A 26,198-nucleotide genomic window follows, 5' to 3' on the forward strand; every position below is an offset into this window, starting at 1 on the left:
GCCAAGCCCGCCGTGCCGGAGGCGCGGCCATAGACACAGCCGCGACTGCGTCTGGACTGAGGAACGCAGGTCGCGAAGCGGCCGGAGAGACGAGGGAAGACACAGGCTGCAGGCGGCCAAGCCCGCCGTGCCGGAGGCGCGGCCAGAAGCACAGCCATAGACACGACACGCCGAGATTTCAGGCCCTGGTTAACGTTCCGTTCAACAAGTTCGGGCATATTTAGGACATGTCCGCCGAAATCTCTGTCGCTTCGAAGCAGGAAGACCACAACACTGGGGATCGTCCGCTCCCTCCTGATCGGTTTCTTAACCGGGAGGAGAGCTGGCTTCAGTTCAATGAGCGGGTGCTCGAGCTGGCTGAGGATCCGCGGACGCCGCTGTTGGAGCGGGTGAGGTTTCTGGCGATCTTCGCGAGTAACCTCGACGAGTTCTTCCGGGTGCGGGTGGCGGGGCTGAAACGGCGGATGGCCACCGGTCTGCTGTTGCGGACCAAGAGCGGGCTGAAGCCGCGGGAGGAGCTGGCCAGGATCGCGGGGATCGCGGATGGGCTGGCGCGGCGGCATGACGCCTGCTTCCACAAGCTGGTGGGGCCGGATCTGGCGGCCGAGGGGATCGAGATCGTCCGCTGGGATGATCTGGGCCGGGATGAGCGCACCGCGATGCGCAAGCTGTTCCGGGAGCGGATCCGGCCGGTACTGACGCCGCTCGCCGTCGACCCCGCCCATCCTTTTCCCTATATTTCCGGACTTTCGCTCAACCTCGCGGTAACCGTCCGGAACCCGGCAACAGGCAACACCGTCTTCGCCCGCGTCAAGGTTCCCAGCCAGTTGCCCCGCTTCGTCACCGCCTCCAGGGACCGTTTCGTCCCCCTGGAAGACGTCATCGCCGCCCACCTCGGCCAGCTCTTCAAGGGCATGGAGGTCGTCCAGCACCACGTCTTCCGCGTCACCAGGAACGAGGACCTGGACGTCGACGAGGACGTCACCGAGAACCTCATGCAGGCCCTCGAACGCGAGCTCCTACGCCGCCGCTTCGGCCCCCCGGTCCGCCTCGAAGTCGAGGACACCATCACCGACGAGGTCCTGGAACTCCTGGTCGAAGAACTCGGCGTCGCCGAACACGAGATCTACCGGCTGCCTGGCCCGCTGGACCTGTCCGGCCTGCACGCCATCGCCGACATCGGCCCGGCCCAGAACCGCGGCGAGCTGAGCTACCGCCCGTTCGTCCCGGCCGAAGCCGTACACGCCGACGACGACATCTTCGCCCTGCTCCGCGAGCGCGACATCCTGCTGCACCACCCGTACGACTCCTTCTCCACCAGCGTGCAGCGGTTCATCGAGCAGGCCGCCGCCGACCCGGACGTGCTCGCGATCAAGCAGACCCTGTATCGCACCAGCGGCGACTCCCCCATCGTGGACGCCCTGATCGACGCCGCCGAAGCGGGCAAACAGGTCGTGGTCGTCGTCGAGATCAAGGCGAGGTTCGACGAGCACGCCAACATCTCCTGGGCGCGCAAGCTCGAACGCGCCGGCTGCCACGTCGTCTACGGCGTGCTCGGCCTGAAGACGCACTGCAAGCTGGCCCTGGTCGTGCGGCAGGAGCCGAGCGGCGAGCTGCGCCGCTACTGCCACATCGGCACCGGCAACTACAACCCGAAGACCGCCCGCATGTACGAGGACTTCGGCCTGCTGACCGCCGACCCGCTGATGGGCGAGGACGTCACCGACCTGTTCATCCATCTCACCGGCTACTCCAACCATTCGGCCTATCGCCGCCTGCTGGTCGCCCCGCACTCGATGCGCCAGGGCCTGCTGGGCCGGATCGACCGGGAGATCGCCCACCAGACCGCCGGGCGCCCGGCCAAGATCCGCATCAAGACGAACTCGCTGGTCGACGAGCCCGTCATCGACGCGCTCTACCGCGCCTCGCGGGCGGGCGTCCCGATCGACCTCTGGGTGCGCGGCATCTGCACACTCCGGCCGGGCGTGCCAGGTTTGTCGGAGACGATCCGGGTCAGAAGCGTGCTCGGCCGCTTCCTCGAGCACTCGCGGGTGTTCGAGTTCGGCCTGGGCAGGCGCCCGGAATACTGGATCGGCAGCGCCGACCTGATGCGCCGGAACCTGGACCGCCGAGTGGAAGCCCTGGTCAAGGTGACCGGAACGCAACATCGCACGTACATCGCGGACCTGCTCGATCGGGCCTTCTCCGATGGGACGGACTCATGGTGGCTCAACGCGGACGGACTCTGGCAAAGACACCAAGGCGGAACCGACCTTCAGCACCACCTCATCGGCACCCGCCGGTGGCGCACGGTGGACGACAGCGAATGACCGATCTGGTACGCGCCTCCGGTGCCGTGATCTGGCGCGGAGACGAGCGAAACCCGGAGGTCGCGGTGGTCCACCGCCCCCGGTATGACGACTGGTCCTTCCCCAAGGGCAAGCTGAAACCCGGCGAGCACGTGATCGCCGGAGCGCTCCGCGAGGTGGCCGAGGAGACCGGCCTGCAGGTCGTCCTCGGCCGTTCGCTGCCCCCCGTGCACTACCTGAAGGACGGCCGCCTGAAACGGGTGGACTACTGGACCGCCCAGGCCGTCGCCATCGGCGACCTGGAAGCCGTCGAGGAGGTCGACCAGGTCGCCTGGCTCAGCCTGGACGCCGCCCGCCGCCGCCTCACCTACGAATGGGACGCGGGCCTGCTCCGCGCCCTCACCGCCGCCCCCCTCCGCACCACCCCCTTGATCCTGGTACGGCATGCTCAAGCCGGTTCCCGCCAGGACTGGAAAGGCGACGACGACCGCCGCCCCCTCGACCAAGCCGGCCTGGCCCAGGCCGAAACCCTCGCCACCGCCCTCGTGGCATACGCGCCGACCGCCCTGGTCAGCTCCCCGAGCAAACGCTGCGTCCAGACCCTCAAGCCGTACGCGACGAAAACCGGCCTCCCCGTGCGCAAGGAGAAGCTGCTCACGGAGAACCACTACGACCCACGCGAAACCCTCCGCCTCGTCCAGAAACTGGACGAACCCGCGGTCGTGTGCACGCATGGCAAGGTCGTCCCCGACCTGCTCGACGCCTTCTGCGACCACCGCTGCGGCGACACCCATCTCCGCAAGGGCGCCTTCGCGGTCGTCCACCACAGCGGCGACCAGCTAGTCAGCGTGGAACGTTACGCCACGTAATACGACCGGGCTTGGCCGCGACATACGACTTACGGCGCGGAGGTTGCCGTTAGGTAGTTCGCGACGTTCCTCCGACCAGGCCCACGCGGCTAAGCGGTGACCTTGGCCCACACTTGGGGGAACTTGCGGTGGGCACGTTCGGCGGTTTCGTGTTCCATGCCGGCGAGCACGCCGTAGGTGAAGGTGTCCTCCCCTGCCTCGCGGGCTCGGTCGGCTTCGGCGGCGAGGGTCTGCTGGGCGACCACGCCGTCCTGGTGCAGACCGAGCACTTCCTGAACCGATTCGGCGCGCTTGGCGGCCTGGGTCATGCCGAGCGCCTCGGCCGTGTACCGCGCCCGTTTGGCCGCCTTCCGCACGTCGTGCATGGCGATCTCGCGCTCGGCGTGGTCCTCGATGGCCTGGGCGGCGGCGTAGCGGCCCTCGACCCGCTGCCACTCCTTGTCGGCGATCTTCTCCAGGGTGCCCTCGGCGGGCTTGGCCGCCTTCTTGGTCAGCGGAAGCGGCGCGTCCAGCGCGTCCAGCAGCGCGAAGTAGCGCTCGTCGCTCATGACCTCCCGGACGCGCCCATAGGCTTCGTCCTCCTTGGCCTTCAGGTCGGAGCCGAGGCGCTCGCGGACCGGGCCGACGATCATGGCGTCGTCCAGGGTGTCCAGGTGCCCGGCGAACCTGGCCCTGATGACCTCCAGGTCACGGACCTCGCCGAGCACCTCGCCCAGCCAGCGCAGCTCCTCCTGGAGCTTCTCGGTGTCCTCGACCAGCGACTTGAACGCCCTGAGCGCGCTGCGCATGCGGCGGCAGGCGACTCTGGCCTGGTGCACGGCGTCGTCTTCGGCTCGCCGTACCGGACCGTCGTGGGCGATCAGCGCCTCGACCTGGGTGCGGAAGTAGTTCGCCACGACCGCGCCGGCCGTGCCCGCCGGAGGCGGGGGCGGCGAGGCGGGGATGGCGTCGCCGAGCAGGCGGCCGAGCTTGTTGGCCGACTCGGCCGGGACCGCACCCGCCTTGCGGAGGCGTTTGCCGACCCGGCGCAGGATGGTCTCGTCGCCTTTGACCAGCTCGGCCTCGACTTCCTGCCAGCGCGTCACGGCCGGGGGCTCGCCGAAGACCGTGCCCTTGACCCGGTCGTCGGCGATCTCGAGCAGGATGTCGCCGTGCTCGTCCATGAGCCGGGTGACGCCGCGTTTGGTGTCCAGTTGGGCAACCGGGACCAGATCCGCGCCGCGGCTGTAAACGAGCACGAGTTCGGCCAGCTCCGGGGGCACGACCTTGGTGCTGCGGGTCAGCGGGTGGGTGACCTCCTCGCGCACGCCCTTGCTCTTGGGGAGCTTGAGGTGCCAGCCCGAGTCGTCGCCGCCGCGCCTGCGCCGCAGCGTGATGCCGCGCGCGGCCAGCCGCAGGTCAGGCGTGTCGAAGTAGATGGCGACCAGGGAGAAGGTGCGGGGGCCCACGGCCTCCGCGGCGCCCTTGAGATCACTCAGGTCCGGGATCTCGAACTCGGCGGGAACGTCGAACTTGTCTTCGATCTCGATCGGCACTAGCACCTCGCAGTGAACAGTTGGCCGCGTATGTGCGGCCATAATGCCACCCGAAGGTAAACAAATCGCTCAAGGCATCTGCAAGAGCTCGATTCGATTCCCCACCGGGTCGTGCACATGGCACCGGCGATACCCCGGCAGCAGATCATCGGGTACGGCATCCGGCAGCCTGGCCAGCAACGCGTCCAGATCGGTGACCAGCAGCGCGGGATGCGCCTTGCGGGCGGGCCTGAAATCCGCCTCGATGCCCAGATGCAGCTCGACACCCTGCCCGCGGAACCAGGCTCCGCCGCGTTTGGCCAGCTCGGGAGGCTTCTCGACTTCGGTCATGCCGAGCACGCCCACGTAGAAGGCTCGCAGCTCAGGTTCGCTCCTGGCGGGCGCGGCCAGCTGGACATGATGGATTCCCACGATCATCTATGACGTCCTTCCGAGCCACAACGAAGATTCGCCCCGGTCAAGCCGAACACGCCCGCAACTTGGGTCGCTCGCGGCCGGCGCATGAGGGACTCCCGCGATCATTACGACTCCTTCCGGGCCACTACGAAGATCCGCCGGAACGGGAACGGGGTGCCGTAGGAGCGGCGCGGGTACGCCTCTCCCAGCAGCCGGCCCGCCTCGGCCAGGAATTCGTCCTGGCGGTCCGGCGTGAGCCGCCCCAGCATCGGGCGGAGCGCGGTCGCCCTGACCCAGGTGAGCACGGCGTCCTCACCCTGGAGCACGTGCTGGTAGGTCGTCTCCCAGGCGTCCACCTCGTTGCCGCCGAGCAGGTCGAGATACTCGCCAGGATCCCCCACCGGCGCGTGTCTGACGAGGTCACCGAGCTCGTCCCGCCAGGCCGCGCTTTGGCAGAGGTCGCGGATCAGGACGTGGCTGGGAAAGTCGAAGTTGCCCGGCACCTGGAAGGCCAGCCAACCGCCCGGAGCCAGGTCCTCGGCCATCCAGCGGGTGATCAGCTCGCGGTGTTCCGGGATCCACTGCAGCAGCGCGTTGGACACGATCACATCAACCGGTTCAGCGGGCTTCCAGGCCCGTGCGTCCAGCACCTCGAACCGAGCCCCAGGTGGGGCTTTGGAGAGCATTTCCGGGGACGAGTCCACGCCGGACAGGTCGGCGTCCGGCCAGCGCTGGGCCAGGTGCACGGTGAGCTCGCCGGTGCCGCAGCCCAGGTCGACGACCTGCCGGGGGTGCTCCGCGCCGATCCGGCTGACCAGCTCGAAGAACGGGCGGGCCCGCTCGTCGGCGTACCGGCCGTACAGGGTGGGGTTCCACATGGGACATTCTCCATTTATCTCGACATCAAGATACTTGATATCGTGATATATGTCTCGACGTCAAGAGAGATAGACTTGTTGTTCATGAGGCAGGCCGAGGATGAAGTGGACCGGCTCGTTGCGGCGTGGAAGCAGGAGCGTCCCGATCTGGACGTGAGCCCGCTGCAGGTCCTGAGCCGGGTGTCGCGGCTGAGCCGCCATCTCGAGCGGGCCAGGCGGGCCAGCTTCGCCGAGCACGGCCTCGAATCCTGGGAGTTCGACGTGCTCACCGCGCTGCGCCGGTCCGGCGAGCCGTATGAGCTGAGCCCCGGCGCGCTGCTGCGCGCCACCCTGGTCACCTCGGGCACCATGACCAACCGGATCGACCGGCTGGCCGCGACCGGCCTGGTGACCCGCCACCCCGACCCCGAGGACCGCCGCGGCGTGCTCGTCCGGCTCACCCCCAGCGGGCTCGAACGGGTCGACGCGGCCTTCACCGGGCTGCTCCGCCGGGAGCAGGAGCTCCTGGCGGCCCTCGGCAAGCATGAGCAGCAGGCCCTGTCGGGCCTGCTGCGCACGCTTCTTGTCCCTTTTGACGCTTCCGACAGCGGAGCGTAGGGGCCCACTGCCCGCCAGGTGGCAGAAGAAACCCGAGTAAGACGCGACAATAGCGCCTTGTGGTTTCATTTGGGGTGTGTGATTTATGTCACACCACATCTGGACCGGTCCTGGCGTGATCATTTTGGGTAGCCCCCGCCAGCAGGGGAAACGACCCTTCCATTCCCAGGTTTCGCTCAGGTATGTGGTGTATCAGGCGAGGCCGCAAGCCCAGCTGACAAGCCGTTCAACTTTCGCAACGGTAGATCGTCTTATAGCTTCTAACTGTTCCTTTACTGACGCATGGGGCGCAAGTGACGTCCCACGACAGACCTGGGGTTACACCATGAAGCGCACATTCGTTGTGGGCGGCATCAGCGCGGGCCTGCTGGCCTCCGCTCTTGTCGCCTCCCCCGCTCAGGCGGGCGACGAAGTTCCGTCGGTCATCCTGGCCAACACCAACCTGGCCGCGCAGCAGGTCGCCAAGTTCTGGTACGGCGAGCACAAGGCCAACCTGATCGGCGCCACGCCCTACGACGTGGAGACGAAGGTCGTCGCCAAGCACGTCTCGACCGGTGGTCCCGCCGCGGACAGCAAGCCCGGCGTGATCCCCGCGATCGGCGACGAGAAGAAGAGCACCAGCAAGTCGAAGAACGTCAACCTGCCCAAGACCTCGGGCAAGGTGTTCTTCATCGGCGCCGACGGCGACCCGCACTGGTGCACGGGCACCTCGATCCAGGCGCAGTACCGCAACCTGGTGGCCACGGCCGGCAGCTGCGTGTACGACACCCAGAGCAACGGCGCCACCCTCGACAAGTGGGTCTTCATCCCCGGTTACTACCAGGGCAAGACTCCTTGGGGCATCTACGTCGGTAAGCAGGGCTTCACGCACTACGACTTCGACGTGTACGAGGACGGCGACCGCGACTACGCGTTCGTCACCGTGTACAACGGCGTCATCCCGACGTCGGCGGGCTTCGACAAGGACTACGAGAGCAAGCCCTACCCGACCAAGCGCGCGGCCGAGAGGGAGAAGGCGAAGCTCGCGGCGGACAAGACCACCGGGTGGTCCTGGCTGAAGATCGAAGAGGTCATCGACTACGACAGGGTCAAGCCGCAGCACTCGCCCGAGTCCGAGCATGTCGGGGGCGTCACCTACGAAGCGTGGCACAAGTTCAACTCGAACACCGCCTTCGACGACGTCGACAAGGCCGCCGCGACCGGCACCGGCTACGTCGACAGCAACGATGTGGGCCAGGCCGAGTGGCAGGACGCTCTGGCCGGCGAGAACGTCGAGGGCAACGTTTACCTGAGCGAAGACAAGAGGACGCTCGGGTACACCAAGCCCAAGGAGGGTGGCGGCTTTACGTACCACCTGCGCTCCTTCTGGGTGAACTACGACCTGGACTACAAGGTCGTCGGCAAGGTGCTGTCCATCGGCCTCAAGGACGTCGGTCGCCTCGGTGACAACGTCGGCGGCCAGGGCCTGGCCTACAACCAGAAGATCGGCAAGCCGGTCTTCGTGTTCGGCTACCCGAGCGGTTCCCACCCGGACGGCAACTACGCCTTCTCCGGCAAGACCCTCAAGTGGGCGTACGGCAAGACGTTCGCCGCTTCGGCCTCGTCCATCAAGGCCCAAGAGCTCATCGGCATCAAGTCCAGCTTCACCGGCGAGGGCGCACTCGGCTCGTCGTGGCTGCTGAACTACAAGAGCAACCGTCGTCTTGGCCTCCTGAACGGTGTCACCATCGGCGTCTCCGACACCGACAAGAACAACCGTTACGACACCAGCGTCTCCCCGTACTTCGACGGTGAGACCTACGGCGTCTACAGCGTGGCCAAGAACCTCTGGTCCGGCAGGATCGTCTAGTAGCCATACGGGAGAACCGGAGGTGCCCCGGTTCGCCTGAGCACGTGAAATGAAGGGCCCGGCCACGCTCGGCCGGGCCCTTTCTCGTTCATTCGCCGAGGCGGTCGGCCACGTTCAGCCAGTCGACTTCGGTGCTCTCCTTGAGGGTGGCGATCTCGCGGAGTTCGGCGTCGAGTTTGCCGAGGCGTTCGAAGTCGCTGGCGGCTTCGGCCATCTGGGCGTGGACTTTTCCTTCGCGTTCGGAGAGCTTGTCCAGTTGCCGTTCCAGCCGGGACAGCTCCTTCTGGAGTTCCCGCTGTTCCTTGGCGGACAGGCCGACCGTGATGGGGGTCTCGACGACCAGGGTGGGTACGGCTGTCGCGGCGCGGGCCGACAGGGCGTTGCCGGTCGCGCGGCGGTCCAGGTATTCGTCGACGCCGCCGGGCAGCATCGACAGTTTGCCGTCGCCGAGCAGGGCCACCGTGCGATCCGAGACGCGTTCCAGGAAGTACCGGTCGTGGCTGACCACGACCAGCGTGCCCGGCCAGCCGTCGAGCAGGTCTTCCAGTTCGGTCAGGGTCTCGATGTCCAGGTCGTTGGTGGGCTCGTCCAGGAGGAGCACGTTCGGCTCGTCCATGATCAATCGCAGCAGCTGGAGGCGGCGTCGTTCGCCACCGGACAGGTCGCCGATGACTTTCCACTGCGCGTCGCCCTTGAACCCGAGGCGCTCCAGCAGCTGCGAGGCCGACCATTCCTTCTTGCCGACCGTGATGTACTTGCGGATCTCCTCGACCGTCTCCAGGACGCGACGGGTGGGGTCGAGTTCGCTGAGCTCCTGGGAGAGGTGGGCGAGTTTGACGGTTCGGCCCTCGACCAGGCGGCCGGAGTCGGGCCGTACCGACCCGGAGAGCAGGCGGAGCACGGTGGATTTGCCCGAGCCGTTGACCCCGATGAGGCCGATCCGGTCGCCGGGGCCGAACTGCCAGGTGCAGTGGTCGAGGACCAGCGGACCGGTGTCGGGGCCGCCCGCGTGCAGGGTCACGTCCTCCAGGTCGTACACCGTCTTGCCGAGGCGGGCGGAGGCGAACTTGAGCAGTTCGACGGTCTCGCGGGCCGGCGGCACGTCGGCGATCAGGGCTTCGGCGGCGTTGATCCGGAACTTGGGCTTGGAGGTGCGCGCGGGCGGGCCGCGCCGCAGCCAGGCGATCTCCTTGCGCATCAGGTTCTGCCGCCGGTCCTCGGTGGCCTGCGCGACCCGCGCGCGCTCGGCCTTGGCCAGCACATACGCCGCATAGCCGCCGTCATACCGCTCGACGGAGCCGTCCACGACCTCCCAGGTCCTGGTGGAGACCGCGTCCAGGAACCACCGGTCGTGGGTGACCACGATCAGCGCCGACCGGCGCGCCGCCAGGTGCCCGGCCAGCCAGGCGATGGCCTCGATGTCCAGGTGGTTGGTGGGCTCGTCGAGCACGATCAGGTCGTCGGCGCCGATCAGCAGCCGAGCCAGCGCGGTCCTGCGGCGCTCACCGCCGGACAGGGCGCCGGCCCGCGCGGACAGCTCGATGTCGCCGAGCAGGTTCGCCAGGATCTCCCGGATCGCGGCGTCGCCCGCCCATTCGTGCTCGGCCCTGCCGCCCAGCACGAGCTCCTGGACCGTGGCGTCGGCGGCGAAGTCGTCTCGCTGGGACAGCACGCCGACATGCAGGTTGCGGGTGTGGGTGACCCGCCCGCCGTCCGGTTTCAGCTCCCCCGCGATGATCGAGATCAGCGTGGTCTTGCCGCCGCCGTTGCGGCCGACGACGCCGATGCGGTCGCCTTCCTCGACGCCGAGCGAGACGTTCGCGAGCAGGGGTTTGGGACCGTAGGCGTGGGAGACGGATTCAAGATTGACCAGATTCATCGCCTGGTAAGCCTATCTAGACGACCACGGCTCCGGGGACCGGTCCGTAGGCGTTCACCACGGCTCGGCAGGCGCTGCGCAGCGCCACCGACAGGTCAAGCGCGTGCTCGGCCGACTCGGCGAGGAAGGCGCAGGTCGGGCCGGAGCCGGAGACCAGCACGCCGAGCGCGCCGCGATCGCGGCCGACCTGGAGGGTCCTGGCCAGGCTGCGGCGGAGCATGATCGCGGCTGGTTGCAGGTCGTTGACCAGGGCCTTGCCCAGTCCTGGGGCATCACCGTCGCGGAGCGCGGCGGCGAGTTGGCCGCTCAGCGCGGGCCAGCATGCGCGTTCTCCGGCGGCTTCGCGGAGGCGGTCGCACTCGCCGTACACCTGGGGGGTGGACAGTCCTCCGTCAGCGAGGGCGAACACCCAGAAGAAGGTGCCCTGGACCGGGAGCGGCGTGAGCATCTCGCCCCGGCCGGTGCCGACGGCGGTGCCGCCGAGCAGGGCGAACGGCACATCACTCCCCAGATCGGCGGCGATGTCCAGCAGATCCCGCTGGGGCAGGCCGAGGCCCCAGAGCCGGTCGCAGGCCACCAGGGCCGCCGCCGCGTCGGCGCTGCCGCCGGCCATGCCGCCCGCCACCGGGATGGACTTGCGGATGACCAGCTCCGCGCCGTACGGCCGGCCGGCGCGGGCGGCGAGCGCGCGGGCGGCCCGGATCGCGAGATTGTCGCCGTCCAGCGGCACCAGGCCGGCCGAGTCGCCCTCCACCCGGACCGTCAACGTCTCCGACTCCACCGCGGACACCTCGTCGAACAGCGACACGGCGTGGAACACGTTCACCAAGTCGTGGTAGCCGTCGTCACGCAGCGGGCCCACGGAGAGCTGAAGATTGACTTTGCCCGGGACACGGACGGTCACAGATGACGTCACGGCATCCGAGCCTAACCTGACCTGGCCCTACACCCGACAAAAGATCACCTCAAATTGGGGCGAAAGCCGTACATAGAACGGTACGGTTGCGGCAACGTGCGGTTCACGGGGAGTGCACATCGACGTCAACTCGGCCATCAGCGCGCCGCTTTCCGCGGGCGATCCGGCGCGAATCGGGCCATACCAGTTGCTTGGGCGGCTCGGCACGGGCGGCATGGGGACCGTTTACCTTGGCGTGGAGGGGGAACGCCAGGTCGCCGTCAAGGTCGTCAAACGGCAGTACGCGGTGGACGAGGACTTCAGCCAGCGTTTCAAGACCGAGGTGGAGCACGCGCAGCGGGTGGCCTCGTTCTGCACGGCGCTGGTGCTGGATCAGGGCACGACCGAGGACGGGCGGCCTTACATGGTCACCGAGTTCATCCCGGGCACCCCGCTGGACCGGCAGATCGCGAGCTTCGGCGCGCTGGAGGCGGGCACCTTACACGGGGTCGCCTTCGGCGTGGCCGCCGCGCTGACCGCCATCCACGCGGCGGGACTCGTGCACCGGGATCTGAAACCGGCCAATGTGATCCTGTCCATGTCCGGCCCTCGGGTGATCGACTTCGGTATCGCGCGCGCGGTCGACGCCACGCACGGCCACACCGAGACCGGCGAAGTCGTCGGATCCCCCGGCTGGTGGGCGCCGGAACAATTACAGGGCCGGGTGGTCACGCCCGCCGTCGACATCTTCACCTGGGGCTGCCTGGTCGGCTACGCGGGCAACGCCCGCCACCCCTTCGGCGAAGGCGACCCCATGGTCCTCGCCCACCGCGTCTTAGAATCCGAACCCGACCTGGAAGGCCTCCCCGCCCCCCTCGACCACCTCGTCCGCCGTGCCCTCCACAAGGAACCGCGGCACCGCCCCTCCGCCCAGGAACTCCTGCTCGCCCTCGTCGGCGGGCGCGACGACCCCAGCACCGAAGTCCTGGCCTGGGACCCCCCGGAGAACATCCAGCCACCCGCCCGCAAACGCCGCAAGTGGCCCTTCGCCGTCTTAGCCGGCCTTGTGGTCCTCGCCGCGGGTCTGTACCTCGGCCTCCGCGACGGTACGCCCTCCGGGAGCCGCGAGCCGGCCCGCGTCAACGACATCGGCCGCCGCATCGTCGTCCGCGACGTCCACATGATCGTCCAGCGCCCGCATTGTCTCCCGGCCCCCACCGGCAGCAAAACCTGTGCGGTGACCTGGCTCCTGATCAACATGGGCGGCGCCACGGCCCCACTCGGCGCCTACCCCCAGCTCATCGACGACCAGGGTCTCACCCACACGACAACCAGCGCACGCCCACCCGATCAACTCATGCCGGGCGACAGCCTCTCCTTAACCGCCCAGTACACGCTCCCCGAAGGCAACGTCCCCGCCATACTGACCGGATCACCGATGGCGGGCGGCAACGAAACCGAGGTCCGCCTGTGACGACCCGACAGCGCCGGACTAGGCAACCACATGATTTCGCGCACCACGAACCCCACGCCACGCGACACCCCAAGGACTCTTCCGAGGTGAAACCGACTGTCCTGCGATGGACAGACACCTCAGCGCACCTCTCCGAACCGACAACCAAGCCACACATGACGGACTCCCCCGCCAAACCGGTAACCGCGAAGACCACCTCCCTCCGATGGACGGATGTGCTGGCGCGCTTCGCGGCGTGGACCACGGCCGCTACCACGCGCGCGAGCCATCGCGTCCCAGCCGCCAACATCAGCGTTGACCGCGTCTCATCGGTGAAAGTGGCCCTGATGCGGCGATTCCCCTTCGGGCGGTCCCCCTTTGGGTGGCGGCTACGGAGGGTGGCGGCTGTGTTGGTGGTGGGAGGGCTGGTGGTGGGATTGGTTGGGGCCGGGGCGCCGCCTGGTGATGCTTGTGGGGGTGCGGGGACGGCTGACTTTGATGGGGATGGGGTTAACGATGCGATCGTTACCGATCCGGTGTGGCCAGGGGGTGGGGTGCAGGGGCGGGCGTATGTGTTGCTGGGGCCGATGTTGAATGCTCGGGTGGTGCCCTTGGAGGGGCATGGTCGGGCGGGGTGGGCGGCCAAGGCGGGACATCTGGATGATGACGGGTGCCTGGATGTGGTGATTTCTAATCCGTTCGCAACGGGGGTGTCCGATGGGAGGACGGTGCCGGGGGCGGGGGTCGCCTATGTCTTCTGGGGTGGGAAAACGATCGCGGGATCGCGGCTGGAGTTGAAGGCTCCCGCGCCGCGGGCCAATGCGCATTTCGGGTGGTCGCTGGCGATCGCGTCGGGGACCGTGGCCGTGGGGGCGCCGCATGAGGATGCGGACGAAGTCGCCGATTCCGGGGCGGCGTACGTGTTCCGGTTCGATGGGCGTGAACCGCGGGAACCACAGCGGATCACGCAGAACACGCCGGGCGTGCCGGGGGCGGCGCAGTCGGGGGACATGTTCGGGTGGTCGCTCGCGTTCGCCCGGCTTGGGGGGAACCCCGGGGACGTGGATCTGGCGATTGGCGCGCCTTTTGAGGACCGGGAAGAGGTCGGGCAGATCGATACGGGGGCGGTCACGGTCGTGTACGACGTGGCGACCAAGCCGTGGACCTATCGCGGGGTGGGCTGGGACCTGTCCCTGGTGGACTCCGGGACGCGATCCCGGTCCGGCGATCATTTCGGGCATTCGCTGGCGTACGGTACGCACGCTGGGAAGGGCTATCTCGCCGTCGGAGCGCCGCACGCGGACGTGGGAGGGGTGCGGGATTCCGGTCTGGCGTTGCTTTTCGAGTCGACGTCTGGGGATCCCCGCCTGATCAGGAGCCTGCATGATGGGTCGATCGGGGTCGGGGACGTGCCGGAGCCGGGGGATATGTTTGGCTATGCGCTCGCGTTCATGGGGGCGGATCTGCTGGCCGGGGTTCCGGGGCAGAGCGAGATCCGGCGGGTGGAATGCGGAGCCGTGCAGGCGATTCCGATTGATCCGACCAGGGGGGTCAGCCGGATCATCCGGTTGGCGGACGGTCAGCTGTACGACCATTTCGGGTGGAGCCTGGCGCGGACCGGGGACGGGTTCGCGCTCGTGGGCGTACCGGATCGGGGGACGACCGGTGCGGTTGCCGTGGTTTCGCCCGGAGGGGGCGAGCCTCAACTGATCTTTCCGGACGGGGAGGCGCTGGAGTTCGGGGCGGCCGTCACCGGATAGGGCCGTGTTCCGCGATTCTGGCGAAATCGAGCACGCTCAGCTGTTCGCCGCGTTCTGACGGGCTGATTCCCGCCTGGGTGAGGGCGTGTTCGGCGGCGGATGCCGTACCGGCCCAGGAGGCGAGGGCGGCGCGGAGGGTTTTGCGGCGCTGGGCGAAAGCGGCGTCCACGACGGCGAAGACCTGCTCGCGGGTGGCGGAGGTCGGCGGCGGGTCGCGGCGGACCAGGGAGACCAGACCGGAGTCGACGTTCGGGGCGGGCCAGAACACGTTTCTACCGACCGGACCAGCCCGGCGAACCTCCGCATACCAGGCGGCCTTCACGGACGGCACACCGTAGATCTTGGAGCCGGGAGGGGCGGCCAGCCGGTCGGCGACCTCCGCCTGCACCATGACCAGGCCGCGCCGCAGCGACGGCAGGATCTCCAGCAGGTGCAGCACAACCGGAACCGACACGTTGTACGGCAGGTTCGCCACCAGCGCGGTCGGCTCGGCGGGCAGATCGTCCAGGTTGATCCGGAGCGCGTCGGCGGCCACCACCGAGAGGCGATCCGCGTGCTCGGGCGCCATCTCCGCGACCGTCACGGGAAGCTGCGCCGCCAGCACCGGATCGATCTCCACCGCCACCACCCGCGCGACCTCGCCGAGCAGCGCCAGCGTCAGCGAGCCGAGACCGGGACCGATCTCGATCACCACATCCTCGGGCGTCACCCCCGCCACCCGGACGATCTTGCGGACCGTCCCGCCGTCGATGACGAAATTCTGCCCGAGCTTCTTCGTCGGACGGATGTTCAATTTCTCCGCCAGCGTGCGCACTTCGACGGGCCCGAGCAAACTCATGGCTCCAGTGTCGGGCATGCGAGCGTGCCGAATTACCTGTTGCCCCCCGGTACAGAACATCCAAGCTGGACTCGGCGTCGAACACCCCATGTACGAAGGGAGGCAACGGTGGATAACGTGGGCGCGCAATCCCAGGTAGTAGGAGATCCTCCGATGGAACCGACCGGCGCCGAGCCGCTCACCCCGCACGATCCGGCCGCGATCGGGCCCTACCGGCTGCTGGGCCGGCTGGGCGAGGGCGGCATGGGCACGGTGTACCTGGCCGTCGCGCCTACCGGGCGGCTGGTGGCGGTCAAAGTGGTGAAGGCGCAATTCACCACGGATGAGGATTTCGCCGCTCGATTCCACGGTGAGGTGGAGAACGCGCGCCGGGTGGCGTCGTTCTGTACGGCGCAGGTGCTGGACAACGGGAACACCGAGACGGGAACTCCGTACATGGTGACGGAGTACATCGCCGGGATTCCGCTGTCGCGGCAGATCTCCCAGTTCGGGGCGCTCGATCCGGGGCCGTTGCACGGGGTGGCCCTGGGGGTCGCGGCGGCGCTTGCGGCGATCCATGTGGCGGGGTTGGTGCATCGTGATCTGAAACCGGCGAATGTGATTCTTTCCATGTCCGGGCCGCGGGTGATCGACTTTGGGATCGCGCGGGCGTTGGATGCCACGCACAGCTTCACCCAGTCTGGGGAGTTGCTTGGAAGTCCCGGGTGGTGGGCGCCGGAGCAGGTGCGCGGGCAGGAGATCAGTCCGTGGACGGACATCTTCGCGTGGGGATGTTTGGTGGCGTATGCGGGGAGTGGGCGGCATCCGTACGGGCGGGGGGATGCGGTCACGCTCGCGGCGCGGGTGCTGAGCGGGCGGCCTGATCTTGGTGCCCTTCCTGCTCCGTTGAACGAGCTGGCCCGGCGGGCGACCGATCCGGATCCGTTCCAGCGGCCGACCGCGCAGGATCTGCTGATCGCCCTGGTGGGTGGCGCGATTCCGGAGCCCGCGTCGATGTCGATGGGGTCCGGCTCGCAGAACACGCTGGTCGCCACCGAAATGCTCTCCGAGTCCTGGGAGGCTCCACCGAACGTGGCCGCCGAACCAGACGTCACGCAAATTCTGGCCCGGACTGCCACGTTCCCGCTTATGACGCCTGACAAGGCGGTCTTATCCCCTTCGACCACCGGAAACCCGACTCCGGCTCAGGAAAGCCCCGCTTCGGACGGATCCGTTCCGGCTGCCCGCAGCACGTCTCCGGGCGATTCTGCACCGGGACGCACCAGTACAGAGGGATCTGCTCCGGGTCGCAGCAGTTCGAGCGGCATTACCCCAGCTGGTACCCCTCGGGAAGCTTCTTCACCGGATCGCAGCCGTTCGGCTGACCCTCAAGCTTCATCGAGCTCAGGTGGTTACGGGGAGGGCGCTCCGGCGGGATATCAGCAGGGTGCTTCTTCATCTGCCCCAGCTGCGGCTTCGTCGGCTCCAGCAGGATTCCGGGAAGGTGCTACGTATCCGGAGAGTTCTCTCCCGGCTCGTAACCTTCCGGAAGGTTCTGCCCCTGGTCGTGCTGGTTCCGCCTCTTCGAGCCCTTCTGGTCGACCTCCCTATGGCGCGTCCGGTCCGAGCCCGGTCCCGGAGGCCGCGTCGCCGACCGCCATGGAGCAGGTGTGGCGGTCGGTGGAGACCGATCCTCGGGGTGGCATTCCCTATGCGGAGGAATCGCCCACCGAGGCTGGGAAGCGTGAGCGGCCGTCGGTCATGCGGTGGTTGCTGGGTGCGGGTGCGGTGGTGGCGGCGCTGACGGTGACGTTGGTTGTTCTGCTCACCGCTGGGCCCGATGAAGAGCCCAAGCCCGTGGCCAAGGCCAGCGTCTCCGCGCCGCCCCGAATCGGCGAGGACGTGGGCCGCCAGATCGCGCTCGGCGGATACGACCTCGCCTTGATCATCCCCCAGCAGCCCCGCTGCGGCGTACAAACCCACGAGGGCGCGACCGCGGCCAAGGGCGGTTTCTGCCTGGTCCGCTGGACAATGCTGAACACGGGCGGCGATCTGGCCGCATTCAACGGCGCGGCCCCCACCCTCATCGATGACAAAGGCAGCGAATACACCCCGCACGAGTCCTCGACCACCCTCCCCACCGCCCTCAAACCCGGCACCAAGGTAGACGGCGTCCTCGTCTTCGACCTGCCCTCCGGCCGCACCCCCACCAAGCTGTCCCTCACCGACGAAGTGGAGGCTCAGCTATGACCCGCTCCGCGCTCCTCGCCGCAGCCCTCGCCACCGCACTCGCAGTCCTGACCACCCCGGCCCTCGCATCCGGTACGGCATCCGCATCGGGCACGGCTTCCGCCTCCATACCCGGCGCAGCGGCTGGCACGGTATCCGCCCACACATCTGGCAGAGCTTCCGCCGTCGCATCCGTCTCGGCATCCGCCCGTGCCGACTGCTCCACCGCGGCAGGCCCTGCTGACTTCAACGGAGACGGTCTCACCGACGCCGTCACCGGCGACCCCTTCGCCGACCTCGATGGCATCGAGGGCGCCGGCATCGTTCAGGTCCTCCTCGGCGGCAAGACCGAAGAAGCACCCGACGGCCTCCCTGGTGCCGGTGGCACCCTCGAACTGCGCAGCCCCAACCCCGAGCCCGGCGACGGCTTCGGCTGGGCCGTACGAACAGCCCATGTCAACGACGACAAATGCCTCGACGTCATCGTCGGCGCCCCCTACACGGGTGAAACCGACACCGGTGCCGCGTACGTCTTCTTCGGCACCGCCTCCGGGGACTCCGAAGTGCTCCCGCTGGACACGGACAAACAGCCGGAAGCCCATTTCGGCTGGTCCCTGGCGGCCGCTGACCTGACCGGCGGCGGCGCGATCGTCGCCGTCGGCGAACCCCACGCCGACGAACCCGCCGATGCGGGCGCGGTGCACATCTTCGACCTGGACGGGACGATCCGCTCCACCAAACGCCTCACCCAGGAGAACGAGGGCGTCATCGGCAACGGCGAGGTCGGCGACATGTGGGGCTGGTCCCTCGCGATCGGCAACCTCGGCGGTGATTCCGACAAACCCGACCTGGTCGTCGGCGCTCCGTACGAGAACAACGACGGCACCGGAATTCAGGTCGCCTCCGGCAAAATCGACTCCGGCATGGTCGCGGTCATCTTCGACATCCTCGAAAAGGGCCCCTACACCAGCCGCAAATGGGACCTCAACCAGGCCACCAAGGAAGTCGTCGAAAAATCAGGCAACCGTTTCGGCTGGTCCCTGGCGTACGCCGAGTGGGGAAACACCGGATATCTCGCGGTCAGCACCCCCTTGGCCGACCAGGGCGACATCGCCGACACCGGCGCGATCCAGCTGTTCGAACGCAAAGGCTCCGGCGAACTCGCCCCCTACCGCACCATCCGCATGGGCGTCGGCGAACTCCGCTTCCCCACGATCCCGGTCGTCAAAGGCGCCGCCATCGGCTGGTCCATGGCCTTCCTGAACCCCCGCGGCACCCCCGTCATCGCGATCGGCGAACCCTTCGCCTCAACCACCGAGGCCCGCGAAACCGGCCGAGTCCGCTTCGCCCCCGTACGCGGCGGCGAAAACGGCGACGGCCTCGACTTCCCCGACCCCCAGCCCTACCAACACTTCGGCTGGTCCCTAGCCGCCTACGGCAACCCCAACGGCCTCACCCCCGGCCAGGGCCTGGTCATCGGCATCCCCGACCGCAAAGGCGGCGGCGCCGTAGCCACCCGCGCCCAAGGCCCCGCCACCCTCATCAAAACCACCCGCAAGGGAACCACCGACCTAGGCCGCTCCGTCGGCTGACTCCGGGTCGTTGGGGTGTTAGGCGCCGAGGCGGGCGCCGCAGTGGGGCCATTGGCCTTGCCAGCGGCCCTGGACTCGTTGGAAGAGGAGTTGGGCGCGGTAGGTCTGTTCTTCGGCGGGCCAGTCGTTGGGGGTTTTGGTGCCGCCTACGGCTTTCCACATGGGGAGGCTGAACTGGTACATGCCGTAGTAGGGGCCGCCAGGGTTGTACGCCTTGGGGTTGCCGTGGGATTCGCAGTCGGCGAGGCCGGCCCAGTTGAGGGCGGCGACGTTGGGGGCGATGGGGATGGTGTGCGGGGGGAGGGCGGGGATCACCCGGATGATCGAGCCGTCTTTGGGGAAGTCTTTCAGGCCGGGGCGGACGGTGTTGCCTTTGGCGAGCGTGATGTTGGCCTGTTTGAGGACTTCGGCGACGGTGCGGCCGGTCGTGATGGTGGTGACGCGGATCTTGTCGGCGACGATGGAGACCTTGCGTTGGGTTCGCACGCTCAGTTTGAAGCCGGAGACGGGGATCTGGCGCATGCGGTTGGCGGACAGGCGGAGGCGGGCGGGGTCGAGTTTGAGGTCTTCGAGAGCGTCGCCTACGTTGAGCGCGGTGATCATGTGGGTGCTGCGCTTGCCGTCCATGATCAGTGTGAGCGGGCGCGCGTGCCGTACGACGATGGTGGCGCCGTCGGCCACGGGTTCGGTCGGGGCGGGCTGGACGTGGTCTTCGGCGTCGTAGCTCACATTGGCGGCGTCGAGCACGCCATGCACGGTTCCGGCGAAGCTGCGTAACGTGATGAGATCTCCGTCGACGTCGAGGGTGACCTCTGTGGCCAGGCCGCCGCCAACGATCATGCCGAGTGATATTCCGGCGAGAGCGGCGTAGAGCGATGCAGACCAAGGGGAGAGCAGCCAGGTCCGCCAGGTGGGCGCGGATTGCCGGCTCGATTCAAGCATCAGGTCGTGGAAGTCCTCAGGCGATAAAACAGCCTCATGACCGCTCTGCCGCCGCACCCGACGCGACCCCTGCCGCAGCCCAGTCCGCCCACCGTCCTGAACACCGTCCTGAGCACCGTCGTCAAACGATTCCCCGCTACCTAACAGCCCGTCCTCGCGGGTGTCGTAGGAGTGCTCCCCCAGGCTCCCGGGCTCGGCAGACGGCTCCCCGACGGGCTGACGCCTGCGCCTGCGACCCACACGCGCCGACCCGACCGGCGCGTCCATCCGCATTCGATCAGTCGATGCCGACTCGACCGGCGCACCTGTATCCATCTGACCGGCGGATGGAAGCCCAACCGGCGCACCTGTATGCCCTCGATCGGCGACTGGCGCGCTCATATCCGTTTGATCTGCTGGTGGAGATCCGGCCGGTGCACCCGGGTGCGTTCGATCGGTGGGGGGCGGTCCGACCGGCTCGCCTCCCGGCTCGCCGCTGCCGCGCCCGGACGGTTGCTCCAATGTCGGTGAATACATGGACCCGCCCTTCCGGAGGTTGACCGGCTCACGACGCTAGCGCCGTCGTCACTCCTACCTCAACCTCATCACTGATTCCCCGCCGTGACATTGGTCGCAGTTGGCTCAGGAGAATGCCCCCCAATATGCCGCAAGAACCACGCATTAGCAGGCTTTTTGCCGATCTGGCTCTACCAGGCGCCGAAAACCTGCTCCCCGTTGCGACTGACCGCCTTGGCCAGATCGTCGGCAGCCATGCCCTTCACCTCGGCCAGGCAGCGCAACGTCAACGGGATCAGGTAGGGCGCGTTCGGCTTTCCCCGGTGCGGCGTGGGCGGCAAATACGGCGCATCCGTCTCCACCAGCATGAGCTCCACCGGCGCCACCGCCGCCGCTTCCCGCAGATACCCTGCGTTCTTGTACGTCACCGGCCCAGAAAACGACAGGAAATATCCCGCCTCAGCACACTTCTTGGCCATTTCGGCGTCGCCCGAATAGCTGTGGAACACCACGACCTCCGGCGCCCCCTCCTCGGCGAGCACCGCCAACACCGCATCGTGCGCGTCCCGATCATGGATCACCAGCGCCTTGCCGGTCCGCTTCGCGATCTCGATGTGCGCCCGGAAACTCGCGTGCTGGTCATCGCGCGACGCCCAGTCCCGGTAGAAGTCCAGCCCGGTCTCCCCCACCGCCCGCACCCTCGGCTGCCGAGCCAGCTCCTCAATCTCCGCGAGCACCTCAGGCGTGGCCGCATGCGCCTCATTCGGATGGATCGCCACCCCTGCGTACACATCCGGATGGTCCCGCGCCACTTCGGCATTCCACCGCGAGGACCGCAGATCGTACCCAATAGTCACCAACCTGGTGACCCCCACGGCCCGCGCCTGCTCCACCACCGCGGCCACCGAAGACCCGGCCGCCTGAGCGGCCAGCGCCACCGGATCTCCGGAGGACGCCTGCCGATCCCCGACCATGATGTCGAGATGGCAGTGGGAATCGAACACCTCGGTTCCCAGCGGCTCAGGCGGGGACGGCAGCTCACGCGACATGCCCACAACCTATCGCCACCTTCACTTGGCGGGGTCGGCCAGGCGTGCCAGCTCCTCATCGATGATCTTCGGGTCCAGCTTGGTGAACAGCGGCGTCGGCGGGGCGAGACGCGTGCCGGAACGGATCGGCCGGTGTTCCCAGGTCGCCGCCCCGTCGTAGGCACCCGTGATGATCGGGTAGCTGGGCCCGCCATCCTCGTCGACCTCGCTGATCTGCGGCATGCCGGACCACACACCCTCCCCGCCCAGCATCTCGAAGATCTTGTTGGACGAGGTCGGCAGGAACGGCGTGAGCAGCGTCTTGGCGTCATCGACCACCTGCAACGCCACATGCAGGATCGACCCCTGCCGGGAAGCATCGTCCTTGATCTTCCAAGGCTCCTGCTCGGCCAGGTACTTGTTGGCATCCCGAACCACGTCGAACGCCTCGTTGACGGCGTTCTTGAACCGGGATCGGGCGAGCTCGGCGCCCACGGAGGCGAAAGCCGTACGCGAACGAGCCAGCAGCGCGCGGTCGGCATCGGTGAGATCGACGGCGGCGGGGATCTCGCCGAAGTTCTTGGCCGCCATGGAGATCGACCGGTTGACCAGGTTGCCCCAGGCCGCGACGAGCTCGCCGTTGTTGCGGTTGACGAACTCCGACCAGGTGAAGTCGGTGTCCTGATTTTCCGGACCCGCGACCGAGATGTAGTAGCGCAGCGCGTCGGCCGAATACCGCTCCAGGAAGTCGCGCACGTAGATGACGACAGACCTGGACGAGGAAAACTTCCGCCCCTCCATCGTCAGGAATTCGCTCGAAACCACCTCGGAGGGCACCTCAAGCCGCCCGAGCGACCCCGGCGTCCCCCCGCGCGCGCCCTCGCCGTTGTAGCCGAACAGCAGCGCCGGCCAGATCTCGGCATGGAAGACGATGTTGTCCTTGCCCATGAAGTAGTAGCCGCGCGCGTCCGGGTTCTGCCACCAGGCACGCCAGGCGTCGGGATCACCGGAGCGCCGAGCCCACTCGATCGAGGCGCTGAGATACCCGATGACGGCGTCGAACCAGACATACAGCCGCTTGTCGCTGCGGTCACGCCAGCCATCCAGCGGGATCGGCACCCCCCAGTCCAGATCCCGCGTGATCGCCCGAGGCTGCAGATCGCCGAGCAGGTTGAGCGCGAACTTGAGCACGTTGGGACGCCATTCACCCTGCTTGCCCTGCAGGTACGTGCCGAGCACCTCGGTGAAGGCGGGCAGATCGAGCATGAAATGCTCGGTCTCGATGAACTTGGGCGTCTCGCCGTTGATGCGCGACCTGGGATTAATAAGGTCGACCGGGTCGAGCTGATTGCCGCAGTTGTCACACTGGTCGCCACGCGCGCCGTCATATCCGCAGATCGGGCAGGTGCCCTCGATGTAGCGGTCAGGAAGAGTGCGCCCGGTAGACGGGGAAACCGCACCGAGCGTGGTCTTCGGGAAGACGTATCCGTTGTTGTACAGCCCGAGGAAGATCTCCTGGGCGATCGCGTAGTGGTTGCGTGTGCTCGTCCGGGTGAACAGGTCATACGACAGCCCGAGCGCGGTCAGGTCCTCGGCGATGATCCGGTTGTACCGATCGGCGAGGTCGCGGGCGGACAGGCCTTCCTTGTCGGCCTGGACCTGGATCGGGGTGCCGTGCTCGTCGGTCCCCGAGACCATCAGCACCTTGTTGCCCGCCATCCGCTGGTAGCGGCTGAAGACGTCGGACGGCACGCCGAACCCGGAAACGTGCCCGATATGCCGCGGCCCATTGGCATAGGGCCACGCGACGGCGGTCAAGATGTGCTGAGACATGCGTCCAGCCTAGAGCCCCTTGACCGCCCGCTCGAACCGATTAACCCCGCGTGGCCGTACGGGTGACGGCCTCCGCCGCCTCCTCGGCCGCAGACGCGGCGATGTCGATCGAGGTCTCCTTCGACCGGCGAATGCCCAGGATGCTGATGAACAGGGCCGCGAAAATCGTCTGGAAGCTCATGATGAACGCGGTCGCCGACGGCACGACCATGCGCAGCACCTCGGCCGGAATCAGCTCACCGAAGCCCCGGCCACCCCAGTGCGCGAGCGAGGCGATCAGGCCGACCAGACCGCCCAGCGCCAGCAGCCCACCGGCGACCAGGCCCTTCTCCAGGGTCACGATGTCGACCAGCTTCCGCACCCGCCGGTCCTCCGGAAGGAACCCCTCCTCGGCCGCGTACACCTTGGTGAACAGCGCGAACAGCGCGGCCTGGAACCCGATCACCACCATCGCGGACGCCCCGACCAGGGTGTCGATGTCGAACGCGAGCTTGCCGATGTAGACCGGGCCGAAGGTCAGCGCGGTGCCCGCGACCAGGCCGAGCGTCATCAGCACCAGGCCGGGGATGAAGAACAGCCAGCGCGGGCTGTACAGCAGCAGGAAGCGCAGGTGGCGCCAGCCGTCCCGCCAGGAGCGCAGGTGCGGCGGGCGGGAGCGGCCGTCTGGCGACAGGGTGGTCGGCACTTCGCGCACGTCCAGGCCCTGCAGGGTCGCCTTCACGACCATCTCGGAGGCGAACTCCATGCCGCCGGTCTGCAGGCCCAGGCGCAGGATCGAGTCGCGCCGGAAGCCGCGCAGGCCGCAGTGGAAGTCGCCGATCGCGCTCGGGAAGAACAGCCGCCCGACGAACGAGAGCACCGGATTGCCCAGGTAGCGGTGGAGCGGGGGCATCGCGCCCGGGGCGATCCCGCCCTTGAAGCGGTTGCCCATCACCAGCTCGCCACCCGCGCGCAGTTCCTCAACGAACGGCAGCAGACCGGTGAAATCGTAGGAGTCATCCGCGTCGCCCATGATGACGTACTTGCCGCGCGCCGCCCGGATGCCACCGATCAGGGCATTGCCGTACCCCTTCTCGGCAATGTGCACCACGCGGGCGCCGGCATCCCTGGCCAGCTGCTGCGAGCCGTCGGTGCTGCCGTTGTCGGCGATCACCACTTCGCCCTCGATGCCGTGCTCGCGCATGCAGTCCAGCGCCTTGCGCACACACGTTTCCACGGTCTCCGCCTCGTTGAGGCAGGGCATGACCACCGTGAGTTCCACGTCGCAACCCCTCAAGCTCCCGATCAGATCAACCAATCATGCCCGCTACCCCCACGTGCCCGAGTCAAGTCCGTGAAACGACTGGCATTCTGTAAGCATGGTCGCGGTCGCGGAACCGACAACGCTGAGCGCCCCCAGCATCGGACGGTGGGGGCGTTCTGTCGCGTTTCTGCGCCGCCATCGCTGGTTCGCCGCCGCTCTTGGCCTGGGCGCGGTCCTGCGGATCATCACGATGCTGGGCTTCGGCCCGGCGATGTGGTTCAACGACTCCTACGACTACATCTCCGTCGCGTTGCACCCCCGACCGCACCCGATCCGCCCGGATGGGTACGGATTCTGGCTGCTGATCCTCAAGCCGTTGCACAGCCTGGCCCTGGTGGCGTTCACCCAGCATCTGATGGGTCTCGGCACTGGGGTCCTGATATATGCGCTCTTAACCAGGCGATTCAATTTGCCCGGGTGGGGGGCGACGCTGGCCGCGGTGCCGGTGCTGTTCGACGCGTACCAGATCCAGATCGAGCAGATGATCATGTCGGACGCGATGTTCGTCCTGCTCGTGGTCGGGGTCATCACGCTGGTGCTGTGGCATCGGGAAATATCGTGGAAAGTCGGTGCGGCTGTTGGCGGCCTGCTCGCGCTGACCGCGCTCACCCGCAGCATCGGCCTGCCGATCCTGGCGCTGGTGGTGGTCTACCTCCTGGTCAAGCGGACAGGTTGGAAGCCGATCCTGGCATTGGTGACGGCCTGCGCGATTCCCGTCGTCGGCTACATGAGCTGGTTCAAAGCGGTCAACGGCCAGTTCGCGATGACCAACAGCGACGGCGTGATCCTCTACATGCGCACCGCGTCGTTCTCGGACTGCCACGAGATGGGCGTCGACCCGCGCGCCGAACTCCAGCTCGCCCTGCTCTGCATCCCGAAGAAACCCGCCGATCGCGGCCCTTCGGCGCAGGCCTACCTCTGGTGGGACAACGACAACCAGATCCACGTGTTCGGCGCGGGCATGAAGTTCGACGCCGAGATGAACAAGAACACCAGCGCCTTCGCGACGCGCGCCATCCTCAGCCAGCCCGGCGACTACCTCGCCGTCGTCGCCAAGGACTTCTTCCGCGCCTTCCGCTGGGACCGCAGCCCGTTCCCGGACACCAAGACCTTCCTGCAGTACGAATTCGGCAACAACATCACCACCCGGCTCCCCCAGTGGACCTCCTTCCGCGGCCAGACCCACACGGACGCGGAAATCTACGAGAACGGCCCCGCGGCCACGGTCAACGCCCGTCCCTGGGCCGACATCATGATCGGCTACCAGAAGGTCATGCGCCTGCCCGGCCTGGCCCTCGGCGTCCTCCTCCTCATCGGCCTGTACGGCGTCGCCCTCCGCTGGCGCAAACTCGGCGGCCCCGTCCTGCTCCCCTGGCTGGCCTCCGTCGGCCTGATCCTCGCCCCCGCCGCGACCGCCGAATTCGACTACCGTTACCTGATCCCCGCGGCCCCCCTCGCCTGCCTCGCCGCCGCCATCACCCTCCGCCACGGCCTCCGCCTGCGCCGTACCACCCCACCAGCGGACACGGCTCCCTGAGC

19 protein-coding genes are annotated in these 26,198 nt (G+C 67.8%); 9 read left to right on the forward strand and 10 right to left on the reverse strand.

The features are described from left to right. The first annotated feature begins 227 nt into the window (after positions 1-227). Together Aple_RS43955 and Aple_RS43960 are read left to right on the forward strand one after the other, a co-directional pair. Positions 228-2,330: an RNA degradosome polyphosphate kinase gene (locus Aple_RS43955; protein ID WP_155350732.1), complete on the forward strand. Its 2,103-nt coding sequence runs from the start codon at positions 228-230 to the stop codon at positions 2,328-2,330. Next, positions 2,327-3,178, forward strand: coding sequence for an NUDIX hydrolase (locus Aple_RS43960; RefSeq protein WP_155350733.1), 852 nt, complete (start codon positions 2,327-2,329; stop codon positions 3,176-3,178). Before Aple_RS43955 ends, Aple_RS43960 begins: the two co-directional genes overlap by 4 nt. Before the next feature lie 89 nt (positions 3,179-3,267). Here the strand turns inward: Aple_RS43960 and Aple_RS43965 are convergent, their stop codons facing one another. The 3 genes from Aple_RS43965 to Aple_RS43975 form a co-directional block, all read right to left on the reverse strand. Continuing rightward, complete coding sequence (locus Aple_RS43965; RefSeq protein WP_155350734.1) at positions 3,268-4,713, reverse strand: CYTH and CHAD domain-containing protein; 1,446 nt, start codon at positions 4,711-4,713, stop codon at positions 3,268-3,270. A gap of 69 nt (positions 4,714-4,782) precedes the next feature. Beyond that, positions 4,783-5,130 (reverse strand): VOC family protein, encoded by a 348-nt coding sequence (locus tag Aple_RS43970; protein ID WP_155350735.1) that lies wholly within the window; start codon positions 5,128-5,130, stop codon positions 4,783-4,785. 104 nt (positions 5,131-5,234) lie between these two features. Next, a complete protein-coding gene (locus Aple_RS43975) occupies positions 5,235-5,987 on the reverse strand; it encodes a trans-aconitate 2-methyltransferase (protein ID WP_155350736.1) in 753 nt (250 codons plus the stop codon). 84 nt (positions 5,988-6,071) lie between these two features. Here Aple_RS43975 and Aple_RS43980 point away from each other — a divergent pair, with 84 nt between their 5' ends. Then, complete coding sequence (locus tag Aple_RS43980) at positions 6,072-6,584, forward strand: MarR family winged helix-turn-helix transcriptional regulator (RefSeq protein WP_155350737.1); 513 nt, start codon at positions 6,072-6,074, stop codon at positions 6,582-6,584. 325 nt (positions 6,585-6,909) lie between these two features. Next, a complete protein-coding gene (locus Aple_RS43985) occupies positions 6,910-8,433 on the forward strand; it encodes a trypsin-like serine peptidase (protein ID WP_155350738.1) in 1,524 nt (507 codons plus the stop codon). An 88-nt stretch (positions 8,434-8,521) separates the two neighbouring features. Here the strand turns inward: Aple_RS43985 and Aple_RS43990 are convergent, their stop codons facing one another. Both Aple_RS43990 and Aple_RS43995 read right to left on the reverse strand, forming a co-directional pair. Continuing rightward, positions 8,522-10,312: an ABC-F family ATP-binding cassette domain-containing protein gene (locus Aple_RS43990; protein WP_155350739.1), complete on the reverse strand. Its 1,791-nt coding sequence runs from the start codon at positions 10,310-10,312 to the stop codon at positions 8,522-8,524. A gap of 16 nt (positions 10,313-10,328) precedes the next feature. Then, on the reverse strand, positions 10,329-11,228 hold the full coding sequence (locus Aple_RS43995) for a 4-(cytidine 5'-diphospho)-2-C-methyl-D-erythritol kinase (protein ID WP_246265256.1): 900 nt from the start codon (positions 11,226-11,228) through the stop codon (positions 10,329-10,331). Between the two features lie 112 nt (positions 11,229-11,340). Here Aple_RS43995 and Aple_RS56100 point away from each other — a divergent pair, with 112 nt between their 5' ends. Both Aple_RS56100 and Aple_RS44005 read left to right on the forward strand, forming a co-directional pair. Then, complete coding sequence (locus Aple_RS56100) at positions 11,341-12,681, forward strand: serine/threonine-protein kinase (protein WP_308805549.1); 1,341 nt, start codon at positions 11,341-11,343, stop codon at positions 12,679-12,681. Between the two features lie 707 nt (positions 12,682-13,388). Further along, positions 13,389-14,420 (forward strand): FG-GAP repeat protein, encoded by a 1,032-nt coding sequence (locus Aple_RS44005; protein WP_170321966.1) that lies wholly within the window; start codon positions 13,389-13,391, stop codon positions 14,418-14,420. Here the strand turns inward: Aple_RS44005 and rsmA are convergent. Beyond that, positions 14,410-15,258, reverse strand: a complete 849-nt coding sequence (gene rsmA, locus Aple_RS44010) for a 16S rRNA (adenine(1518)-N(6)/adenine(1519)-N(6))-dimethyltransferase RsmA (RefSeq protein ID WP_246265259.1) — start codon at positions 15,256-15,258, stop codon at positions 14,410-14,412. The two genes, Aple_RS44005 and rsmA, sit on opposite strands and share 11 nt — an antisense overlap. A gap of 153 nt (positions 15,259-15,411) precedes the next feature. Here rsmA and Aple_RS44015 point away from each other — a divergent pair, with 153 nt between their 5' ends. Both Aple_RS44015 and Aple_RS44020 read left to right on the forward strand, forming a co-directional pair. Continuing rightward, positions 15,412-17,487 carry a serine/threonine-protein kinase gene (locus Aple_RS44015; RefSeq protein ID WP_155350742.1) on the forward strand — a complete coding sequence of 692 codons (2,076 nt, stop codon included), beginning with the start codon at positions 15,412-15,414 and terminating at the stop codon, positions 17,485-17,487. Continuing rightward, positions 17,484-19,058, forward strand: coding sequence for an integrin alpha (locus Aple_RS44020; RefSeq protein WP_155350743.1), 1,575 nt, complete (start codon positions 17,484-17,486; stop codon positions 19,056-19,058). Before Aple_RS44015 ends, Aple_RS44020 begins: the two co-directional genes overlap by 4 nt. A gap of 18 nt (positions 19,059-19,076) precedes the next feature. Here the strand turns inward: Aple_RS44020 and Aple_RS52530 are convergent, their stop codons facing one another. The 4 genes from Aple_RS52530 to Aple_RS44040 all read right to left on the reverse strand — a co-directional run bounded on the left by Aple_RS52530 (position 19,077) and on the right by Aple_RS44040 (position 24,617). Further along, complete coding sequence (locus tag Aple_RS52530; RefSeq protein WP_170321967.1) at positions 19,077-20,000, reverse strand: resuscitation-promoting factor; 924 nt, start codon at positions 19,998-20,000, stop codon at positions 19,077-19,079. Positions 20,001-20,686: 686 nt separating this feature from the next. Further along, on the reverse strand, positions 20,687-21,544 hold the full coding sequence (locus Aple_RS44030; protein ID WP_155350745.1) for a TatD family hydrolase: 858 nt from the start codon (positions 21,542-21,544) through the stop codon (positions 20,687-20,689). A gap of 21 nt (positions 21,545-21,565) precedes the next feature. Further along, a complete protein-coding gene (metG, locus tag Aple_RS44035) occupies positions 21,566-23,356 on the reverse strand; it encodes a methionine--tRNA ligase (protein ID WP_155350746.1) in 1,791 nt (596 codons plus the stop codon). Positions 23,357-23,396: 40 nt separating this feature from the next. Further along, positions 23,397-24,617, reverse strand: a complete 1,221-nt coding sequence (locus tag Aple_RS44040; protein ID WP_218038815.1) for a glycosyltransferase — start codon at positions 24,615-24,617, stop codon at positions 23,397-23,399. Between the two features lie 97 nt (positions 24,618-24,714). On the opposite strand from Aple_RS44040, the gene Aple_RS44045 reads away from it, so the two are divergent. After that, positions 24,715-26,196, forward strand: coding sequence for a hypothetical protein (locus Aple_RS44045; RefSeq protein ID WP_155350747.1), 1,482 nt, complete (start codon positions 24,715-24,717; stop codon positions 26,194-26,196). Positions 26,197-26,198: the final 2 nt, after the last annotated feature.

Source organism: Acrocarpospora pleiomorpha (assembly GCF_009687885.1).
GTDB classification, from domain to species: Bacteria; Actinomycetota; Actinomycetes; order Streptosporangiales; family Streptosporangiaceae; genus Acrocarpospora; species Acrocarpospora pleiomorpha.

Coding starts and splice junctions, on each gene's coding strand:
- Aple_RS43955 (WP_155350732.1), top strand. CDS start 228: ATGTCCGCCGAAATCTCTGTCGCTTCGAAGCAGGAAGACCACAACACT.
- Aple_RS43960 (WP_155350733.1), top strand. CDS start 2,327: ATGACCGATCTGGTACGCGCCTCCGGTGCCGTGATCTGGCGCGGAGAC.
- Aple_RS43970 (WP_155350735.1), bottom strand. CDS start 5,130: ATGATCGTGGGAATCCATCATGTCCAGCTGGCCGCGCCCGCCAGGAGC.
- Aple_RS43975 (WP_155350736.1), bottom strand. CDS start 5,987: ATGTGGAACCCCACCCTGTACGGCCGGTACGCCGACGAGCGGGCCCGC.
- Aple_RS43980 (WP_155350737.1), top strand. CDS start 6,072: ATGAGGCAGGCCGAGGATGAAGTGGACCGGCTCGTTGCGGCGTGGAAG.
- Aple_RS43985 (WP_155350738.1), top strand. CDS start 6,910: ATGAAGCGCACATTCGTTGTGGGCGGCATCAGCGCGGGCCTGCTGGCC.
- Aple_RS43990 (WP_155350739.1), bottom strand. CDS start 10,312: ATGAATCTGGTCAATCTTGAATCCGTCTCCCACGCCTACGGTCCCAAA.
- rsmA (WP_246265259.1), bottom strand. CDS start 15,258: ATGAGTTTGCTCGGGCCCGTCGAAGTGCGCACGCTGGCGGAGAAATTG.
- Aple_RS44015 (WP_155350742.1), top strand. CDS start 15,412: ATGGAACCGACCGGCGCCGAGCCGCTCACCCCGCACGATCCGGCCGCG.
- Aple_RS44020 (WP_155350743.1), top strand. CDS start 17,484: ATGACCCGCTCCGCGCTCCTCGCCGCAGCCCTCGCCACCGCACTCGCA.
- Aple_RS52530 (WP_170321967.1), bottom strand. CDS start 20,000: ATGCTTGAATCGAGCCGGCAATCCGCGCCCACCTGGCGGACCTGGCTG.
- Aple_RS44030 (WP_155350745.1), bottom strand. CDS start 21,544: ATGTCGCGTGAGCTGCCGTCCCCGCCTGAGCCGCTGGGAACCGAGGTG.
- metG (WP_155350746.1), bottom strand. CDS start 23,356: ATGTCTCAGCACATCTTGACCGCCGTCGCGTGGCCCTATGCCAATGGG.
- Aple_RS44045 (WP_155350747.1), top strand. CDS start 24,715: ATGGTCGCGGTCGCGGAACCGACAACGCTGAGCGCCCCCAGCATCGGA.